Origin of the sequence: Hydrogenophaga laconesensis (assembly GCF_031457235.1) — a bacterium.
GTDB classification, from domain to species: Bacteria; Pseudomonadota; Gammaproteobacteria; order Burkholderiales; family Burkholderiaceae_C; genus Hydrogenophaga; species Hydrogenophaga laconesensis.
In genome coordinates, this window is the sequence record NZ_JAVDWE010000014.1 from 99595 (window position 1) to 117087 (window position 17493).

A 17493-nucleotide genomic window follows, 5' to 3' on the forward strand; every position below is an offset into this window, starting at 1 on the left:
GGGACCATGGTTGTCCGTCTCTCTGCCCGGCCTATTGAAGTTGCCGGCAATGCATTGCGGCTATGCTTTGTCATGCATGAGGATTCCATCGAACACGATCGCTGTGATTTGCCGTGAGAAGTCCTGAAAAGAGCCGCGTTGGGGGTTGTACCATTCAACGGTCCAGTTCAATGCCCCAATCACGAAAAGCCGAATCATGGCCGTGCTGGTGTCCTGGCGCAACTCGCCGCTGGCGAGCGCTGATTCGAACAGCCGATCCCAATAGTCTGCGTAAGCCCGCCGCACGATCCGGTGGCGATTTTTTGCGCTGATCGGGATTTGGCCGTAGATGCGGATGTTGGCTGACGTAAAGTCGCCATAATGCAGCATTCCCCAGAGATGGCCTTCAATGCCAGCGGCGATTCGGTCTCGCCAGGGTGCACTTTCGGGAAGAGCCGCAACACGGGTGCGCACGGCATCGGCGACGATGGTGATACCTTTGTCCAGTACCTCGCCCAGGATCTGCTCTTTCGATTCGAAGTGATAGTAGATGCTGCCGGCTTTGACGCCGGCAGCATCCGCAACCTCGCGCAAAGTAGTTGCCGCATAGCCATGATGCCTGAACAGCCGCGCAGCTTCGAGCAGCACCCGTTCACGTGTAGCGGGGCCATCTGCGTTATCTTTGCTGAGCTTTGCTTCTGTACTTGGCTTCATAATGACTGATAGTTAGATCCAAAAAAAGCAAATCGTATCAAACTTGGCTTTGGTCGAAGGGGCAGACTCGTGCATTGGCGCGTCGCAAGTAGTTGCTCACTTGCTCCCGTTGGTCCACTGCCTGAAATCAGGCCGGCGTTTTTCCAGGAACGCGCTCACGCCTTCTTTGGACTCTGCCGTGTCGTAGTACAGGCTCAGCGCTTGAAGTCCCAGGCTGCCGATCCCGCGAATGTGCTCGGTGGATGCATTGAACGAACGTTTCGCGATCGCCAGAGCCGTCGGACTTTTTTCGACAATTTCCTTGCACCAGCGGGCGACTTCGGCGTCGAGCTGGTCGTGGGGCACGACGGTGTTGCACAGACCCATGGCCAAGGCCTCCTGTGCACTGTAGCGGCGGCACATGTACCAGATCTCGCGGGCTTTCTTTTCGCCAACCACATGGCTCAGGTAAGCCGTGCCCCAGCCAGGGTCGACCGAGCCTACTTTCGGGCCGACTTGGCCAAACACGGCCTTTTCCGAGGCAATGGTCATGTCGCACAAGGTGGCCAGGACATTGCCGCCGCCAATGGCGTAACCCTGCACGCGGGCGATCACGGGCTTGGGCACGTCACGAATGGCACTGTGAAACTCTTCCACCGGGATACCGATGGTGCCCCGGCCGTCGTACTGGCCGGCATGAGCCGACTGATCGCCGCCGGTGCAGAAAGCACGGTCACCCGTCCCGGTGAGCACAATGGCGGCGATTCGCTTGTCCCAGCCTGCTTTCATGAATGCCTGCAGCAGTTCCTCGACGGTCTGGCCGCGAAACGCATTCATCACTTCGGGGCGGTTGATCGCGATGTAGGCCACCGAGTCGAGTTCTTCGTAGAGGATGTCCTTGAATTCCATGGGTTTTCCTTTTTGTCTGTTGTTTCAATGCCGCATGTCTTTCGACCGTGCCCGGGCGTTTACCCAATCATGCTGTAACCACCAGACACTGAAAGAACCTGCCCGGTGACATGGCCCGCAGCCTTCGCTGAAGACAGGAAGACGACGGCATTGGCAATATCCCGCGGCCGTCCCACCTTGCGCAACGGCAGCGCCTTGGCGACTTTTTCCAGTTGCTCCGGCGTGAACATACTGTCGGCATCAATCCACATGCTGCTTCCGCCCACTTCGTCGGTGGTACTGGGGATAGTGACGCCGGGGCATACCACGTTGCAGCGGATGCCGTAACGCCCGTTTTCCTTGGCGATCGTTTTCATGAAACTGTTGATGGCAGCCTTGACGCCGCCATACACCGCTTCACGTGGCTCACCTTGCCGACTGGCATCAGAGCTGATGGAGACGATTGAGCCGGCGTTGCGAGGAACCATGACTTCAAGCGCGGTCTTGGTGCAGTTGAGAACGCCGAGGTAGTTGATGTTGATGATCTTTTGCCACAGATCGGGGGTCGTCTGCGTGAAGAACATCAACTGGTCCCAGCCGACGTTGTTGACGAGGACATCGACGCCGCCGAACTTGTCCGAGGCTGCCTTGAACATGGCTTGCACCTGGTCAAGTTGGGTGACATCGGTCTTGACAACCTGCGCCGACGCCGCGCCGCTCGCCAGCGCGAGTTCTGCCGTCTTTTGCGCCTGACTTTCGTCGATGTCGCCGATGGTGATGTTGGCGCCTTCCGCGGCGAAGCCGAGCACGATGCCGCGGCCAATGTTCGAGCCGCCACCCGTGACGATGACCGATTTTCCTTTTAGTTCGAGATCCATACTGATTGCTCCTTGCGCTTTAGGCGCCACATTGGTGAGGATGAAATTATAACTATCTAACGATAGTTAGATGGCGGGCGAGATTTCCTGTGTTGGATGGTGCGCCTGGCAGCTACCACTGCAATCCACTGTGGCATAGGCTGCCACCTGTCGATTCAAGAGAGGGATGAAAATCCGAGAAACAAGACGGGATGGTTCACTATCAGTGCGCAACGCGCCTGACCGTGAACCATCCCATGGGAAGGCAATTACTGTTTGTTCTTGGCGAACTCGCCAGATTCTTTCTTCACGATGTCCTGGACCACGTCGTCATACGCCGAGAACCAGTCAGTCTGGGGCACCCACTTGGCGCCGTCCCACATGTCGATGCGGGTTTTGCCGCCGCCGCCATGGTCTTTGGCGGTCACCGTCACGGGGGCGATCAGGCCTTCGGCATCAAAGTTTTTCAAGCTTTCCAGTCCGCGCTTCATTTTGTCAGGGTTGAGGGGCCATCCACTTTGCTTGATGGCTAGGCGAGCGCCTTCGAAAACGCTGGCATAGATGGCCAGACCGGTGTTGTAGTAAACATCGTTGAGATGCTTGCGGTCACCGCTGCCCTTGTTTTTCTCATACAGGTCCTTGATGATCTGCTGCATCAGCGGGTGGCTCTGTCCACCCGTCACGTTGGTGCCGCGCTTGAGACCTTTTGCGTTTTCCAGACCAATGTTGGCGAGGTCAACTTCGTTGAGCCAATTGACGGAAATGTACTTGTCCATCGGGATGCCGTTGCGCTTCATTTCGCGCGAGGCGACGACGTGCATGCCGGCCAGGTTCCAGCTGATCACCCAGTCGGGGTTGTTGCGGCGGATCTGGGACCAAGCGGCGGCCTGGTCATTGCCCGGCATCGGGTTGGGAACCAACTGCAGGTCAAAGTCCTCTTTGGCCGCAAGTGTCTTCAACACGCCGATCGGTTCCTGCCCGAACGGATAGTCGGGGTAGATGAACGAAATCTTCACGCCCTTGAGGTTGTTGTTGGACTTGGTTTTGATGTAGTGGATATTGTTGGCCATTTGACCCCAGTAGGTGGGCCCAATGGGGAAAATCCACTTGAACACATCACCATCGACCGCATCGCCACGACCTACAAAGGATTGCACCATCACATTGCCATCCGCCATGGCGCGCGGCAGAACGGCGCGGGAAACCGGCGTGGACAGGAAATCAAAGGCAACGGCGCCTTCGCGTTTCATCTTTTCGTAGCACTCAATGCCACGCTGCGGCTCGTTGCCATGGTCTTGAACCAGTATCTCGATGGGGTGGCCTTCAATGCCGCCTTTCTGATTCAATATCTTGGCATAGTCATTCGCCGCCTGGGCAATTTGTGGCGTCACAAAGCCGTAGGATTTACTCAGGTCATAACAAAGCGCGAATTTGAGGGGCTGGGCTGGTGCCTGCGCCTGCGCGGACTGCAGACCGGCCAGCGCCAATCCCAGGCCAGCAAGAATGGAAAGCTGTTTGATTTTCATGATGATGTTTCCTGTTTGGTTAGTACGGGGTGAAATGCAGTCTGCAGAAGGCACGCCGTACAGTCGTGCCCGAGGCCTGACCGAGGCGTATCGCTACTGCTTCGACTTGGCGAACTCCGCCGATTCCTTCTTGGCGCTTTCCTGGACTACATCGTCGTATGCGGAGAACCAGCCAGTCTCTGGCACCCACTTCGCGCCATCCCACATGTCGATGCGCGTCTTGCCGCCGCCGCCATGGTCCTTGGCCGTCACAGTTACTGGGGCGATGAGGCCGTTAGCGTCGAAGTTGCGCAGGCTCTCCAGCCCGCGCTTCATCTTGTCGGATGTCAGAGGCCAGCCATACTGCTTGATTGCTAGACGCGCGCCTTCGAAAACAGGAGCGTAGGTGGCCAGCCCAGTGTTGTAGAAGATGTCATTGGTATGCTTGCGGTCGCCGTTGCCCTTTCCCTTGTCATACAGATCCTTCAGGATCTGCTGGATCAGAGGGTGCTCCTGACCGCCCACCACATTAGTGCCGCGCTTGATGCCCTTGGCTGCGTCGGCGCCAATGTTCGCGATGTCCACTTCGTTGAACCAATTGACGGCGATGTACTTGTCCATCGGCATGGCGTTGCGTTTCATTTCGCGCGAGGCAACAACGTGCATGTTGCCCAGATTCCAGCTGATGACCCAATCGGGGTTGAAGCGGCGGATCTGGGACCACGCCCCTGACTGATTGTTACCAGGCAGCGGGTTCGGGAACAATTGGAGGTCGAAGCCTTCCTTTGCCGCGAGTGTCTTCAACACGCCGATGGGCTCCAACCCAAACGCGGTGTCCAGGTAAAAGAATGCGATCTTCACCCCCTTCAGGTTGTTGTTCGACTTGGACTTGATGTACTGGATGTTATTGGCTGCTTGGCTCCAATAGGTGGGCCCGATCGGGAATATCCACTTGAACACATCGCCGTCGACTGCATCGCTGCGGCCAGTAAAGGATGAAATCATCACATTGTTGTCCTGCATTGCGCGCGGCAGCAGCGCGCGCCCGACCGGCGTGGAAAAGAAGTCGAAGGTGATCGCACCCTCGCGTTTCATCTTTTCATAGCACTCGATGCCCCGCTGCGGTTCGTTGCCATGGTCTTGAACCAGAATCTCGACCGGATGGCCTTCGATGCCGCCTTTCTGGTTGAGTATCTGCGCATAGTCGCGCGCGGCCTGGGCAACTTGCGGTACGGCGAAGGCGTAAACCTTGCTCAGGTCGTAACATAGCGCAAATTTAATCGGTTCGGTCTGGGCCTGGGCCAGCGCGGGCTGGACGTTGGACATCGCCATCCCCACGCCAGCAAGAATTGAAAGCAGTTTGATTTTCATGGTGATGTCTCCTGTTTAGCTAGCACGGGGTGAAATGCAGTCTGTAGTAGGCATGCCGGTCGTGCCCAAGACTTAATGCGAGAGCTCGACGCGATGTGGAGGTGTCCATGCTACGAGAAGCTTGTTTCAGGTGAGCCAGCGTTTGCGCCGACTATAGTGTTTGATGTCATGGAAGCTTCGCCCTTCGGTGCCTCCTAGATAGAACTCCTGGATGTCCGGGTTTTTCTTCATGGCTTCTGCGCTGTCATGCATCACCACGCGTCCGTTCTCGATCAGATAGCCATGCGAGACGACCTCTAAAGCTGCAATTGCGTTTTGTTCCACCAGCAGAACGGACAGGCCTTCTTCCTTGTTGATGCGCCGAACAATGTCGAAAATCTCGGCCACCAGAAAAGGCGCGAGACCAAGACTCGGCTCGTCAAGCATCAGCAGCTTGGGTTGCGTCATCAAGGCACGGCCAATGGCCAGCATCTGCTGCTCGCCGCCTGACAGGTAGCCGGACTGCGCGGTGCGCCGCTGATGCAAGCGCGGGAAGTAGCTGTAAACCATATCCTTGTTACGCAGCATGTCTTGGCGGGTGCCACGAACAGCCGAGGCCGCCACCAGGTTTTCGTCAGGCGTCATGTGTTCGAACACACGCCGCCCTTCCAGCACATGCACGATACCGAGCTTGACGCGCTCCTGCGGCGCCAGTGCATCGATGTTCTGACCCAGGAATTGCACCTCACCGCGGGTTACCAGGCCGCGCTCAGGGCGCAGCAGGCCGCTGATCGACTTCAGCGTCGTGCTTTTGCCAGCGCCGTTGGCGCCCAGCAGTGCCACCATGGCGCCTTGCGGCACATCGATCGAAACGCCCTTGATGGCGAGCGATACATGATCGTAGATGACCTCGACATTGTTCAGTGACAATATCAAGGCAGGTTCCGCAGTCTGGTTTTGCATCAGCGTTGGGGTGGAAGTCAAGTTGTCAGTCGCCATGATGTCGTTTTTACTTTCGGGCGTAGCCGAAGGGCCAGACCAGCAGGTAGTTGCGCAGATTGGTGTACATCTTGCCCAGCCCCATAGGCTCAACCAGCAGGAAAATAATGATCAGCGCGCCATAAACCGCATGTGGAATGTGGGCCAGCGTTTCGATCCCGAGCGAGATGCCCAGGAGCTGCGCCAGCCAGCCGATCAGACTGTTCATCAGGCCGGGCATCAACAGAATGAAGGCGGCCCCAAAATAGCTGCCGATGATGCTGCCCAGTCCGCCGACGATCACCATGGCCAGCAACTCGATGGAGACATTGACGGCAAATTGCTCCGGTGTGGCTGCTCGGTAGAAGGTGAAGATCAGGATGGCGCCGCTGATGCCGCCAACGAAGGACGAGGTGGCGAACGCCACCAGCTTGTAATACAGGCTGTGCACGCCAATGACCGCCGCAGCGAAGTCCTTTTCACGCACCGCAATGAGCGCGCGGCCAAGCCCGGTGCGGCGCAAGTTGAGCATGAACACGGTGACGATCAGGCACCAGCCCAGCGCCACGTAATAGAGTCCGGTATCCGAGGTGATGGCCTGGCCGAGCAGGCTGATGTCAGGTGCCTGCAGTGTGGCCTGGGTGCCGCCGCTGATGGCCGGCACGTGGGAGATCACCCAGTCCATCACGAACTGCAGGGCCAGCGTGCTGAGCGCCAGATACAGGCCTTTCACGCGCAGCGCCGCGAAAGCGAAAACGATGCCGATCACAGCGGCCATCACGCCGCCGAGCACCATCGCGATCTCCCAGGGAATGCCGTTGCGTACGCCGTGCACCGCCGTGTAGGCGCCGATGCCCATGATGGCGGCATAGCCGAAGTGGAACTGTCCGGTCCAGCCCAGGATCAGGTTCAAGCCGAGCACGGCCGCAGTCCACACCAGCCACGGTAACAACTGGGTGCTGAGGACGAGCGTGCTCATGGTGAATGGCGCAGTTAACGCAAAGGCCAGCAACAAGCCGATCATCCAGCGATCCGCGGGGAGCGGAAAAAGCGAGCGCGCGTTGGCGTAATTGGTATGGAAAATTCCTGATTGACGAAATAGCATGAGCTTCAGATCCTTTCAATGTCGTGGCGCCCGAACAGGCCATGCGGCCGAATCAGGATGGTCAGAATCAGTATTGTGGCAACCACCAGGTCGCGGCTACCACCGCCAACCAAGGGGTCGAGATAGCCAGATGCAACGCCTTCAATAAGGCCCAGCAGCAAGCCGGCCAGAATGGCGCCGCCGATGCTGTCAAGACCGCCCAATACGGCGACGGTCAAGCCCTTGAGCAAAAGCAGCGCCAGCGCCTGGCTGACCCCTTGAACCGAGCCCCACAACACGCCGGCCGTGGTGGCTAGAACCGAGGACATGGCCCAGGAAAACGCCACCCCGCGTTCAACCGAAATACCGATCGACCACGATGCGATGTAATCGTCGGAGATGGCGCGCAGAACAATGCCCCTGCGCGTGCGAAAGAAGAACATCAAGACCAAAAACAGCGCGATGGCCACCACGGCGCTCACCACATAAGCCCGACTGAGCAGCACCGGCCCCAGAAACAGCGGGTCGTCGCTGATGCCAATGGACAGCGGAAGGCCAGAGCCGCCCCAGATGGCCATTGTTGTCGCGCGTATAAAGATGTCCAGCCCCAGTGTCATCATCAGGATCATGATGATGGGGCGGCCCGCCAGCCGGCGCAACGCCACCCGCTCGATGCCCATTCCGACAAAGAACATCGTTCCCATGGCCAGCGGGATGGCGACCCACATCGACACGCCCAATCCATTGGCGATGGCCAGCACGACATAGGCACCCAGCATGGTCATCGCACCTTGCGCCAGGTTAGGCACCGAGGATGACTTGTAGATGATCACGATGCCCATGGCGACCAGTGAATACATGAGCCCCGACAGCGCGCCATTGATGGCCAATTCGGCAAACAGTGAAAAATCCATAATTTAAATCTCCTGCACCGAGAGTTGGCGCTCGATGGTGCCGACTTCACCGGATTCATACGTGATCTGCGCCTTCATCGTGACCGTCTGCTGGCCGCCGTAGATCGCATCTATGATGGGCGCATAACGCTCCTCGACCACGTTGCGGCGCAGCTTGCGGGTTCGCGTGACCTCTCCGTCGTCGGGGTCGAACTCCTTGTGTAAGGACACGAAGTGATGCAGTTTCAACCCGTCTGGCAGGATGCTGTTGACGCGCTTGACCGCTGCCGTGACCAGTTCGATCACCTCGGGTTTTTGCGACAGGTCGGCATAGGACATGTAGGAAATGCCCCGTACCTCAGCCCAATGGCCCACCGGCTCCATGTCGATGCAGATGATGGCCGCCAGCGTGTCGCGGCCGCTCCCGAGCACGGCCACATCCTTGATGTACGGACTGAATTTGAGGCGGTTCTCAATGTAGTTCGGAATGTAGCGTTCGCCTTTGGAGGTATACACCACCTCCGACAACCGTCCGAGCACCACCATGTGTCCATCAGGCTCGATATAACCTGCATCGCCCGTGTGCAGCCAGCCGTCCTCAAGTGCTTCACGGGTGGCATTTTCAAGTTTGTAGTAACCGGAAAACACGCTCCCGGAGCGAATCAAGACCTCTCCGTTGTCGCCGATCTTGACTTCCACACCGGGCAGCGGTTTGCCGACCGTGTGCAGGCGTACTTCTTCGGTGTCCTGCAAGGCAGTGAAGGCGCTGCTTTCAGTTTGACCATAAAACTGTCGCAATTTCACGCCCAGTGCGCGGTAAAAAACAAAAGTGTCTTCGCCAATGGCCTCGCCGCCGGTGAAAGCACCTCGCAGGCGGGTGAGGCCCAACTGGTCCTTGATCGGTCCGAAGATCAACCACTCTCCCAGTTGCCGCATCAGACGCTCTGTCAGGCTGGGCTGTTTTCCCTCGAGCTTGCGTCGTTCGGACGCCAGCGCCGAGTTCATGAAAACATCGTAGAGCCATTTCTTGAGCGGCGTCGAATCCTCCATGCGAACCTGGATGGTGGTCAGCATGTTGTCCCAGCTGCGCGGTGCCGCCAGATAGAAAGTGGGAGCCACCTCGCGCAGGTCGTGCAGCACCGTTTCCTGGCGTTCGGGGATATTGATGGTGAAGTGCAGCGCAACACCGGCGCCGACCGTGATGGCAAAGTCGCCCACCCAGGCCATGGGCAGATAGGCGAGGATGGTCTCGCCAAATGTGAAGGCGCCCCCGCGATGGGCGTTGCGCACCCCCGCGAGGAAATTGCGGTGGCTCAGTACCACGCCCTTCGGCTTGCCCGTGGTCCCCGACGAGTGCACGAACACCGCCGGTCCGTCGGGCAGCGCCCGTTCGATCAAGGCATTTCGCAGTTTCGGCTCGGCACGCAAGCGATCTGCACCGATGGCCTGCAACTTTTCCCACGAAATCAGTCCGGGATTCGAATAGTTGGTCAAGCCGCGTGGCTCGTCGTAAATGATGTTCTTGATCGTTGCACCCTGATCGCCCAGATCAAGCACCTTGTCGACTTGCTCCTGGTCTTCTGCCAGGACAAAGCGGACATGCGTCTCATGCATGAAGTGACGGATTTCGTCGGGTGTTGCAGTAGAGTAGACGGGCATCGCGTAGCCGCCCAGCACGCCGGCCGCGAGCATGCCCATGTAGAGCCGGGGTCGGTTGTCGCCCAGGACCAGCAAGGCATCCTCTGCGCTAAAACCCAGGCTTTCCATGCCGGCCGCGCAGGCGAGCGTGGTATCCAGCATCTGCGACCAGGTGATCTCCTGCCATATTCCCAGGTGCTTTTCGCGCATGGCCACGCGATTGCCCAGCAACTCGGCGTTGCGAGCCAGAATGTGGATGAGGGTGGTGTCGGTGCCCATATCCCATGTGGTGTTGCTGCCCTTGGCAGCATTGGTTTCAGTGCTTTGCATGCGCACCCCCCAGGTAGGCCTTGATCACACGTTCATCCTTCATCACGTCGGCAGGAATACCGGTTCCGATGGTTTCACCATAGCTGAGCACCATCATGCGGTCGCAGATACCGATGATCACATCCATGTGGTGCTCGATCAGCAGCACAGTGACATTGCGCTCGGCACGCGCATCGAGGATAAAACGGGCCATGTATTCCTTTTCCTCCTGGTTCATGCCAGCCATCGGTTCGTCAAGAACCAGAAAGCTGGGTTCGGCCACCAACGCGCGTGCCAGTTCGACGCGCTTTTTCAGCCCGATCGGAATGCTGTCCACCAGCTCGTCGCGCACGCTCTGCAGCTGCAGGAAATCGATAATCTCTTCGACCTTGAGCCGGCTCGCCATCTCATCCTTGCGACCCAGCCACCAGTAGAGGGCGGTTTTTGCCACGCCGGGCTTCATGTGGATGTGACGCCCCAGCAGGATGTTGTCAAGCACGCTCATGCCGTTGAAGAGCGCCAGGTTCTGGAACGTGCGCGCGACGCCCAGAGCTGCGACCTTGTGCGGCGCCATGCCGGTGATGTCGCGGCCATTGAGCCATATGCTGCCGACCTGGGGTGGAAAGAAGCCGGTGATGGCGTTAGTCATGGTCGTCTTGCCGCTGCCGTTGGGGCCAACCAAGCCGAAGATCTCCCCACGCTCAATGCGCAAATTGGCATCCTTCAACGCGACGAGGCCGCCGAATCGCCGCTCCAGCCCTCGGCATTCGAGGGCGGGCACTGCCGCCGCGTTGCTGGCTTTCATCGGAGTTGGCCGCTGCTCTTTGGTACTGATGGTGTTTATCACTGAGGGTGCCTATGACATAGCACGGTCGACCACCTGCCTGTGCGCAGTTTGCCGAGCCGATTTTCTTTTCTGCATAAAGGTTTTTCATTATGGTACCTAACAATAGTTAGGCACATAGGGGGTTCCCCTAGTCTCTGGCAGGCAGAGTTCATTTCGCAACGTGTTCTACGATGCTTCCCCGTGCGATCAGGGCATCAATGGTGGCGGCGCCGTAGCCGTGCTCCGTGAGCAGTTCGCGTGTGTGTTGGCCGAAGCGCGGCGGCGCGCTGTGGGCGCGCCCCGGTGTGCGTGACAGCTTGACCGGGATGCCGATGCCAGGCACACCCTCGACCTGCACCACCATGTCCCGATGCAGGGTGTGGAGGTCGGTCAATACCTGCGGAATGGCCCTGACTGCGCCGGCCGGAATACCGGCGGCCAGCAGGTCACGGCACAGCTGTTCGCCATCCACCTCTTGCAACTGCGCCTCTAGCAAGGCGCGCAGTTCGTCGCGATGGCGAAAACGCTCGGCGTTGGTGGCAAAGCGCGGCTCGCTGGCCATGTCGGGATGGCCGAGGAACTCGCACAGTTTTTCCCACTGCCCGTTGTTGCCGATGCCCAGGAAGACCTCGCAGGTCCGGGTCGGCAACTTGTCGTAGGGCACGATGTTGGAGTGCGCATTGCCGCTGAGCCTGGGTGTCTGGCCCGACTGCAACCAGTTTGCACTTTGCGGATGCAGCAGCGACACGGCGGTGTCGTACAGCGTGGCCTCGACGAACTGCCCTCGCCCGGAGCGCTGCCGCTCGATCACCGCCAGTAGCACGCCTATCACGGCCGACAGGCCGGTGGTGATGTCGACCACCGGGACACCGACCCGCAGCGGGCCGGTGTCCGGCGTGCCGTTGACGCTCATCAGGCCGCCCAGTGCCTGTGCCACCGCGTCGTAGCCAGGCGCGCCGCCGAGCGGCCCATCGGCGCCGAAGCCGCTGACCCGGCAGTGGATCAGGCGCGGGAAGCGCTCGCGCAGCGTCTGTTCATAGCCGATCCCCCAGCGCTCCAGCGTGCCGATCTTGAAGTTCTCGATCAGCACGTCGGCGTCCGCCAGCAGCTTGAGAACGATCTCGCGCCCTTCGGGCTTGGACAGGTCGATCACGATGTCGCGCTTGTTGCGGTTCAGGCCGTTGTAGTAGGCCGCCGTGCCGTCGTCGGCAAAGGGTGGGCCCCAGGCGCGGGTCTCATCGCCAGCGGGCGGCTCGACCTTGATGACCTGCGCGCCGTGGTCGGCCAAAATCTGTCCGCAGTACGGGCCACCGAGCACGCGTGAGAGGTCAATCACCTTCAGGCCGGCCAGGGCACCAAAGGCTGGCAGGGGAGCGTTGTTACCCATGGTTGCCTGTCAATAGGAGCGCGGCAGGCCCATCACATGCTCCGCGATGTAGTTCAACACCAACTCGCGGTTCAACGGAGCCGTGCGCAGCAGCCGCACCAGACCGTACAAGTCGTAAATGCCGTATTCCTTGGTGAAACCGTTGCCGCCATGGGTCTGGATGGCCGCGTCAACGGCATGGATGCCGGCTTCGGCACCCGCGTACTTGGCGATGTTGGCAAACTCCCCGGCAGGCAGACCCTGGTCGAAGGCCCAGGCGGCCTTGAGCGCCATCAGCGAGGCCATCTCGATCTCGCTGCGGGCTATCGCGAGCGGGTGCTGAACGCCCTGGTAGGCGCCGATGGGGGTGTTGTTGAACACCTTACGGTCGTTGGCGTAGGCCACCGCCTTCTTCAAGGCGAAGCGCCCGACACCGGTACACAAGCCCGACAGGATGATGCGCTCGGGGTTGAGCGTGTCGAACAGGATGTTGAAGCCTTTGCCGACTTCGCCCAGCACATCGGCCTCGGTGAGCTCCACGTTGTCGAAGAACAGTTGCCATTGTGTTTCGGGCACCGGGAAGGCAACTTCAATCAGCGTCTTGCTGATGCCTTTTTTCGTCATGTCGACCATGAAGATGGTGAAGCCGTCGGTCTTCTTTTTCACGTCAGCGCGCGCTGTGGTGCGGGTCACGACCATGGCGTAGTCGGCGCAGTTGGCGTCGGTGATGAAGACCTTCTGGCCGTTGAGCTTGAAGCCGCCCTTGCCGTCGGACTTGGCGATGCTGGTGATCTCGATCGAGTTCGAGCCGGCGTTCGGTTCGGTGATGGCGAAGCAGAACTTGATGTCGCCGGTGCAGCCGCCCGGCAGAAAGCGGCGCTTCATGTCCTCGCTGGCGTGCTTGGCCAGCAGACCCATGGTCATGGTCGGTCCGACCACCAGGTTCAGCAGCGGAATGCCGTTGTTGGCCAGTCCCTCCATGAACAGCAGCATCTCGGTCATGCCCTGGCCGGCACCGCCATAGGCTTCGGGCACCATGATGCCGAGAAAACCGTCGTTGGTGATCTGCTCGTACAACTCGGTGGGGCGTTCGTTCTTGTTGGCGTAGCCGCGCCAGTAATTGTGGTCGAACTGCTTCGAGATACGGTCGCCGTACTCGTAGATCATCCGTTGTTCTTGGGTCAGCGCGAAATCCATGGGGTGTTCTCCTGTGTACTTGGGAAATTCAGGCTCCTTCCCCGAGAGGGAGAAGGAGCGAACTCAATCAGTTCTGGGCCGAGGGGAACTCGGGCGCGCGCTTCTCGCGCACTGAGGCCACGCCCTCCTTGGCGTCTTCGCCCAGGAAGCACAGCATTTCCATCGCCAGCGAGCTCTCGAAGATCGGGCGCGCCACGTTCATCCAGCCGTTGAGCGAGCGCTTGGTGAAGCGGATCGCCTGCTGGCTGCCATTGGCCAGTTTGTTGGCCACGGCCATGGCCTTGTCCATCAGCTCGGCGCGCGGCACGCACAGGCTGACCAGACCGATGCGCTCGGCTTCCTTGCCGTTCACGAACTCGGCCGTCATCAGGTAGTACTTGGCCTTGGCCATGCCGCACAGCAGCGGCCACAGAATGGCAGCGTGGTCGCCGGCGGCGACGCCGATCTTGACATGGCCGTCGGTAATCTTGGCCTCCTCGGCCATGATGCTGATGTCGGCCAGGAAGGCGACTGCCAGACCGGCACCGACGGCCACGCCGTTGATGGCCGAGATGATGGGCTTGTCGCAGGCCATCATGTTGTAGACCACGTCCGAAGCCTCGGTCATGGTGTTGGCGATTTCCTTCGGGTTGCCGACCATGCCGGCCACCCATTCCAGGTCGCCGCCGGCCGAGAAGGCCTGGTCGCCCGCGCCGGTGATGACCGCCACCTTGGTCTTGGCATCGTCAGTGACCACGCCCCAGATCTTGGTCAGCTCCCAGTGCAGCCGGCCATTGGTGGCATTCATGACCTCGGGGCGGTTGATGGTGATGACCAGCACGCCGTTGGGCTTGTGGTCGAACTTGAGGAATTGAAAGTCAGCGTAGTTCATGTTGAGGCTCCTTGAAAAAAATTGAAAACGAAAACGAAAATGAAAGGCAAAGGACGGTCAGCGCAGCTCGGCGCGTCCGTTGTTCAGCACGACGATGTCGCGTTCGACGGCGCGGGCGCGAAAGGAAACGACCTTGCCATCCACCCAGAGCTCGGTGCGTATCGTTTCGCCGGGGTAAACGGGTGACGAAAAACGCACATCCAGCGACTGCAGGGCGCTCGGGTCGCCGCCGCAGACGCGCTGGGTGAGTGCCCAGCCGGCGATGCCGTAGGTGGCCAGGCCGTGCAGGATGGGCTGCTTGAAACCAGCGGCGCTTGCCACCGCGGGTTCGGCGTGCAGCGGGTTGTAGTCGCCCGAGAGGCGGTAGATCAGCGCGGCACGCGGCTGGGTGGCGAAATCGTCGCTGTGATCAGGCGCGCGCGTGGGCAGCTCATGCACGGTTTTGACCGGCCCGGCCGGGCCGCCAAAACCACCGTCGGCGCGGCAGAAGGTGGTCGAGGTCAGCGTGGCCAGCAGTTCGCCGCTGGTGGCGTCCGTCACCGTGCGCTCGGTGTAGATCAGAGCCCCCTTGTCCGGCCCCTTGTCGATGATCTGGCTCACCCGCGTGCGCCCGATCACTTCACCCTCGGGCGGCACCGGCCGGTGCAGGCGCAAGCCCTGTTCGCCATGCACCAGCCGCACCCAGTCAACGCCGGTGGCCGGGTCCTTGAGCCACATGCCGGGATAGCCCAGCACCACCGGCAGAGTGGGCAGCGCCAGCAGGTTCTTTTCATAGACAAAGCGCAGCTCGGTCTCGTTGGTCGGGTCGGTGCCCAGGCCCACGCCCAATGCGTAGAGCATGGTGTCGCGCTGGGTGTAGCGATGGCGAACGTCCTCGAACGGCCATGCCATCAGTTTCTCGTAGTTGATCGCCATGGCAGATGACGTCAGACGGGATCCCAGGAGAACACGATGTTCGAGCTCTCCAGCGGATAGAAGTTCTGCTTCATGGCGGGCAACACGCGCTCGGCGATGGTCTCGGGTGTCCAGCCCTCGGCGGTGTGCATGCCGCGGATCGGGCGCGACTGGCTCATGAGGAAAATCTCGTTGCCGCGCACGGCGAAGATCTGGGCCGTGACGTCGGCTGCGGCATCGCTGGCCAGGAAGGTGGCCATGGGCGCAATTTGCTTGGTACCGAGTTTTTTTAGTTTTTCCACGCGTGCCTGCTGCTCGGGTGTGTCGGTGGGGATGGCGCCGATCATGCGGCTCCAGGCGAACGGCGAGATGCAGTTGGAACGCACGTTGTAGCGTTGCATGTCGCCGGCGATGTGGCGCGACATGGCCACGATGCCCAGCTTGGCAGCGGCGTAGTTGGCCTGGCCCAGGTTGCCGATCAGGCCGGACGTGGAAGTCATGTGCACATAGGCACCCGACTTCTGCGTCTTGAAGTGCGGGGCGGCGGCTCGCGAAGTGAAGAAGCTGCCGTTGAGGTGCACGTCGATGACGGCGCTCCAATCCTCGGGCGACATGTTGAAGAACAGGCGGTCGCGCAGGATACCGGCGTTGTTGACGACGATGTCGATGCGCCCGAAGGTGTCGGCCGCGCATTCGATGATGCGGTTGGCCGTGGGCCAGGTCGAGACGCTGTCGGTGCTGAGAACGGCCTGGCCGCCAGCGGCCTTGATCTCGTTGACCACCTGCTGGCCGTGGCTGGCGTCATTGCCTTCGCCGCCGACCGAGGCGCCGATGTCGTTGACCACCACCTTGGCGCCTTGCGCCGCCATCATCAGTGCGATGTCGCGGCCGATGCCCCGGCCCGCGCCGGTGACTACGGCGACTTTGTCTTGCAGCATGTTGCCCTTGCTCATGAAATGACTCCTGGTTGTTGATTTGAAAAATCAGACAGTGGCGGCCGTGCCCAGCAGGGCCGTCACCTGGCTGGAAAGAACGCCGCCGTTGCCGTGGCACAGGGCGATCTCCGCATTCGGCACCTGGCGGTCGCCGGCCTCGGCGCGCAGTTGCTGCATGGCCTCGATCAGCAGGAACATGCCGTACATGCCCGGGTGGCAGCACGACAGGCCGCCGCCATTGGTGTTGACCGGCAACGCGCCCCCCGGTGCGATGCGCCCGTTGCGCACGAAAGCGCCGCCTTCGCCCTTGGCGCAAAAGCCCAGGTCTTCGAGGAACAGCAGCGTGTTGATGGTGAAGGCGTCGTACAACTCCAGCACGTCCACGTCCTTCGGGGCCAGCCCGGCCATAGCGAAGGCGCGCGGCCCGGACTCGGCGGCGGCGGTGACCGTCAGGTCGGGCATGCAGCCGATCTGGCGGTGCCAGGTGGCCGCAGCCGCGCCCAGCACATAGACCGGTGGCTTGGGAAAGTCTTTCGCCCGCTCGCTGCGCACCAGCACCAGGGCGCCGCCGCCGTCGGTGACCAGGCAGCAATCGAGCACCGACAGCGGATCGCTCACCAGACGCGAAGCCAGCACCTGCTCGATGCTGAGCGGATCGCGTGCATGGGCCAGCGGATTGAGTTGCGCCCACTGGCGCGCCGCCACCGCGATGTGCGCCAGGTCTTCGCGCGTGGTGCCGTACTGGTGCATGTGGCGCGCGGCCGCCAGCGCGTAGCTGGAGATCGGGTAGCGCGGCTCGTAGGGCGCCTCGTACAAGGGCGTTTCGGCCATCGACTTGAGTTTGCCAAAGCCCGAGCCCTGGTTGCTGCCGTAGCAAATGAGCGCCACTTCGCACTGGCCGGTGTGCAGCGCCATGGCGGCGGTAAGCAGGTGGCCCACATAAGACGAGCCGCCAACCATCGTGGCTTCGCAGAACTTGGGATGGATGCCCAGATATTCGGCCACCGATAGACCGGCGAGGAAGTGGTAGGACGAGCCGGTGAACAGGCCATCGACATCGGACAGCTTCAAGCCGGCATCGGCCAGCGCGCCGTGCACCGCTTCGCCCAGAATTTCGAGCGCGCTGCGACCGGGGGCCATGGGCACGCCGCCCAGGCTGGCACCCACGATGGCGGCCGCGCCGCGCAGGGGAGAGATGGTGCTCATGGAGGACCTTCGCGCTGCGCACTG

General features: G+C 60.6%; 16 protein-coding genes. All 16 read right to left on the reverse strand.

Annotated features, from left to right (window positions below):
* Positions 1–60: 60 nt before the first annotated feature.
* Positions 61–693 carry a TetR/AcrR family transcriptional regulator gene (locus J2X09_RS21060; protein ID WP_204734795.1) on the reverse strand — a complete coding sequence of 211 codons (633 nt, stop codon included), beginning with the start codon at positions 691–693 and terminating at the stop codon, positions 61–63.
* A gap of 96 nt (positions 694–789) precedes the next feature.
* Positions 790–1581, reverse strand: a complete 792-nt coding sequence (badI, locus tag J2X09_RS21065) for a 2-ketocyclohexanecarboxyl-CoA hydrolase (protein WP_127806045.1) — start codon at positions 1579–1581, stop codon at positions 790–792.
* A gap of 59 nt (positions 1582–1640) precedes the next feature.
* Positions 1641–2438 carry an SDR family NAD(P)-dependent oxidoreductase gene (locus J2X09_RS21070; RefSeq protein WP_204734794.1) on the reverse strand — a complete coding sequence of 266 codons (798 nt, stop codon included), beginning with the start codon at positions 2436–2438 and terminating at the stop codon, positions 1641–1643.
* Between the two features lie 248 nt (positions 2439–2686).
* Complete coding sequence (locus J2X09_RS21075) at positions 2687–3943, reverse strand: ABC transporter substrate-binding protein (protein ID WP_204734793.1); 1257 nt, start codon at positions 3941–3943, stop codon at positions 2687–2689.
* Positions 3944–4036: 93 nt separating this feature from the next.
* Positions 4037–5293 carry an ABC transporter substrate-binding protein gene (locus J2X09_RS21080; protein WP_008905457.1) on the reverse strand — a complete coding sequence of 419 codons (1257 nt, stop codon included), beginning with the start codon at positions 5291–5293 and terminating at the stop codon, positions 4037–4039.
* 126 nt (positions 5294–5419) lie between these two features.
* The gene (locus J2X09_RS21085; protein WP_374726524.1) at positions 5420–6271 is read right to left on the reverse strand and encodes an ABC transporter ATP-binding protein; all 852 of its coding nucleotides are present in this window, start codon (positions 6269–6271) and stop codon (positions 5420–5422) included.
* 10 nt (positions 6272–6281) lie between these two features.
* Positions 6282–7229, reverse strand: a complete 948-nt coding sequence (locus tag J2X09_RS21090; protein WP_310309253.1) for a branched-chain amino acid ABC transporter permease — start codon at positions 7227–7229, stop codon at positions 6282–6284.
* Between the two features lie 131 nt (positions 7230–7360).
* Positions 7361–8248, reverse strand: a complete 888-nt coding sequence (locus J2X09_RS21095; RefSeq protein WP_204734791.1) for a branched-chain amino acid ABC transporter permease — start codon at positions 8246–8248, stop codon at positions 7361–7363.
* Positions 8249–8251: 3 nt separating this feature from the next.
* Entirely contained in the window at positions 8252–10195 is a 1944-nt protein-coding gene (locus J2X09_RS21100) for an AMP-dependent synthetase/ligase (RefSeq protein ID WP_204734790.1), read from the reverse strand.
* Entirely contained in the window at positions 10182–10979 is a 798-nt protein-coding gene (locus J2X09_RS21105; RefSeq protein ID WP_204734789.1) for an ABC transporter ATP-binding protein, read from the reverse strand. Before J2X09_RS21105 ends, J2X09_RS21100 begins: the two co-directional genes overlap by 14 nt.
* A gap of 190 nt (positions 10980–11169) precedes the next feature.
* The gene (locus J2X09_RS21110; RefSeq protein WP_204734788.1) at positions 11170–12387 is read right to left on the reverse strand and encodes a CaiB/BaiF CoA transferase family protein; all 1218 of its coding nucleotides are present in this window, start codon (positions 12385–12387) and stop codon (positions 11170–11172) included.
* 9 nt (positions 12388–12396) lie between these two features.
* Positions 12397–13563, reverse strand: coding sequence for an acyl-CoA dehydrogenase family protein (locus J2X09_RS21115; protein ID WP_204734787.1), 1167 nt, complete (start codon positions 13561–13563; stop codon positions 12397–12399).
* A 67-nt stretch (positions 13564–13630) separates the two neighbouring features.
* On the reverse strand, positions 13631–14434 hold the full coding sequence (locus J2X09_RS21120; protein ID WP_069047288.1) for an enoyl-CoA hydratase/isomerase family protein: 804 nt from the start codon (positions 14432–14434) through the stop codon (positions 13631–13633).
* Between the two features lie 57 nt (positions 14435–14491).
* The gene (locus J2X09_RS21125; RefSeq protein ID WP_008905466.1) at positions 14492–15349 is read right to left on the reverse strand and encodes a MaoC/PaaZ C-terminal domain-containing protein; all 858 of its coding nucleotides are present in this window, start codon (positions 15347–15349) and stop codon (positions 14492–14494) included.
* An 11-nt stretch (positions 15350–15360) separates the two neighbouring features.
* Positions 15361–16281 carry an SDR family oxidoreductase gene (locus J2X09_RS21130; RefSeq protein WP_204734786.1) on the reverse strand — a complete coding sequence of 307 codons (921 nt, stop codon included), beginning with the start codon at positions 16279–16281 and terminating at the stop codon, positions 15361–15363.
* A 30-nt stretch (positions 16282–16311) separates the two neighbouring features.
* Positions 16312–17469, reverse strand: a complete 1158-nt coding sequence (locus J2X09_RS21135; RefSeq protein ID WP_204734785.1) for a thiolase family protein — start codon at positions 17467–17469, stop codon at positions 16312–16314.
* Between the last annotated feature and the right edge of the window lie 24 nt (positions 17470–17493).

What these genes read in the sequence shown, in the direction of transcription:
- J2X09_RS21060 (WP_204734795.1), bottom strand. Translation starts at nt 693, where the DNA reads ATGAAGCCAAGTACAGAAGCAAAGCTCAGCAAAGATAACGCAGATGGC.
- badI (WP_127806045.1), bottom strand. Translation starts at nt 1,581, where the DNA reads ATGGAATTCAAGGACATCCTCTACGAAGAACTCGACTCGGTGGCCTAC.
- J2X09_RS21070 (WP_204734794.1), bottom strand. Translation starts at nt 2,438, where the DNA reads ATGGATCTCGAACTAAAAGGAAAATCGGTCATCGTCACGGGTGGCGGC.
- J2X09_RS21075 (WP_204734793.1), bottom strand. Translation starts at nt 3,943, where the DNA reads ATGAAAATCAAACAGCTTTCCATTCTTGCTGGCCTGGGATTGGCGCTG.
- J2X09_RS21080 (WP_008905457.1), bottom strand. Translation starts at nt 5,293, where the DNA reads ATGAAAATCAAACTGCTTTCAATTCTTGCTGGCGTGGGGATGGCGATG.
- J2X09_RS21085 (WP_374726524.1), bottom strand. Translation starts at nt 6,271, where the DNA reads ATGGCGACTGACAACTTGACTTCCACCCCAACGCTGATGCAAAACCAG.
- J2X09_RS21090 (WP_310309253.1), bottom strand. Translation starts at nt 7,229, where the DNA reads ATGAGCACGCTCGTCCTCAGCACCCAGTTGTTACCGTGGCTGGTGTGG.
- J2X09_RS21095 (WP_204734791.1), bottom strand. Translation starts at nt 8,248, where the DNA reads ATGGATTTTTCACTGTTTGCCGAATTGGCCATCAATGGCGCGCTGTCG.
- J2X09_RS21100 (WP_204734790.1), bottom strand. Translation starts at nt 10,195, where the DNA reads ATGCAAAGCACTGAAACCAATGCTGCCAAGGGCAGCAACACCACATGG.
- J2X09_RS21105 (WP_204734789.1), bottom strand. Translation starts at nt 10,979, where the DNA reads ATGAAAGCCAGCAACGCGGCGGCAGTGCCCGCCCTCGAATGCCGAGGG.
- J2X09_RS21110 (WP_204734788.1), bottom strand. Translation starts at nt 12,387, where the DNA reads ATGGGTAACAACGCTCCCCTGCCAGCCTTTGGTGCCCTGGCCGGCCTG.
- J2X09_RS21115 (WP_204734787.1), bottom strand. Translation starts at nt 13,563, where the DNA reads ATGGATTTCGCGCTGACCCAAGAACAACGGATGATCTACGAGTACGGC.
- J2X09_RS21120 (WP_069047288.1), bottom strand. Translation starts at nt 14,434, where the DNA reads ATGAACTACGCTGACTTTCAATTCCTCAAGTTCGACCACAAGCCCAAC.
- J2X09_RS21125 (WP_008905466.1), bottom strand. Translation starts at nt 15,349, where the DNA reads ATGGCGATCAACTACGAGAAACTGATGGCATGGCCGTTCGAGGACGTT.
- J2X09_RS21130 (WP_204734786.1), bottom strand. Translation starts at nt 16,281, where the DNA reads ATGAGCAAGGGCAACATGCTGCAAGACAAAGTCGCCGTAGTCACCGGC.
- J2X09_RS21135 (WP_204734785.1), bottom strand. Translation starts at nt 17,469, where the DNA reads ATGAGCACCATCTCTCCCCTGCGCGGCGCGGCCGCCATCGTGGGTGCC.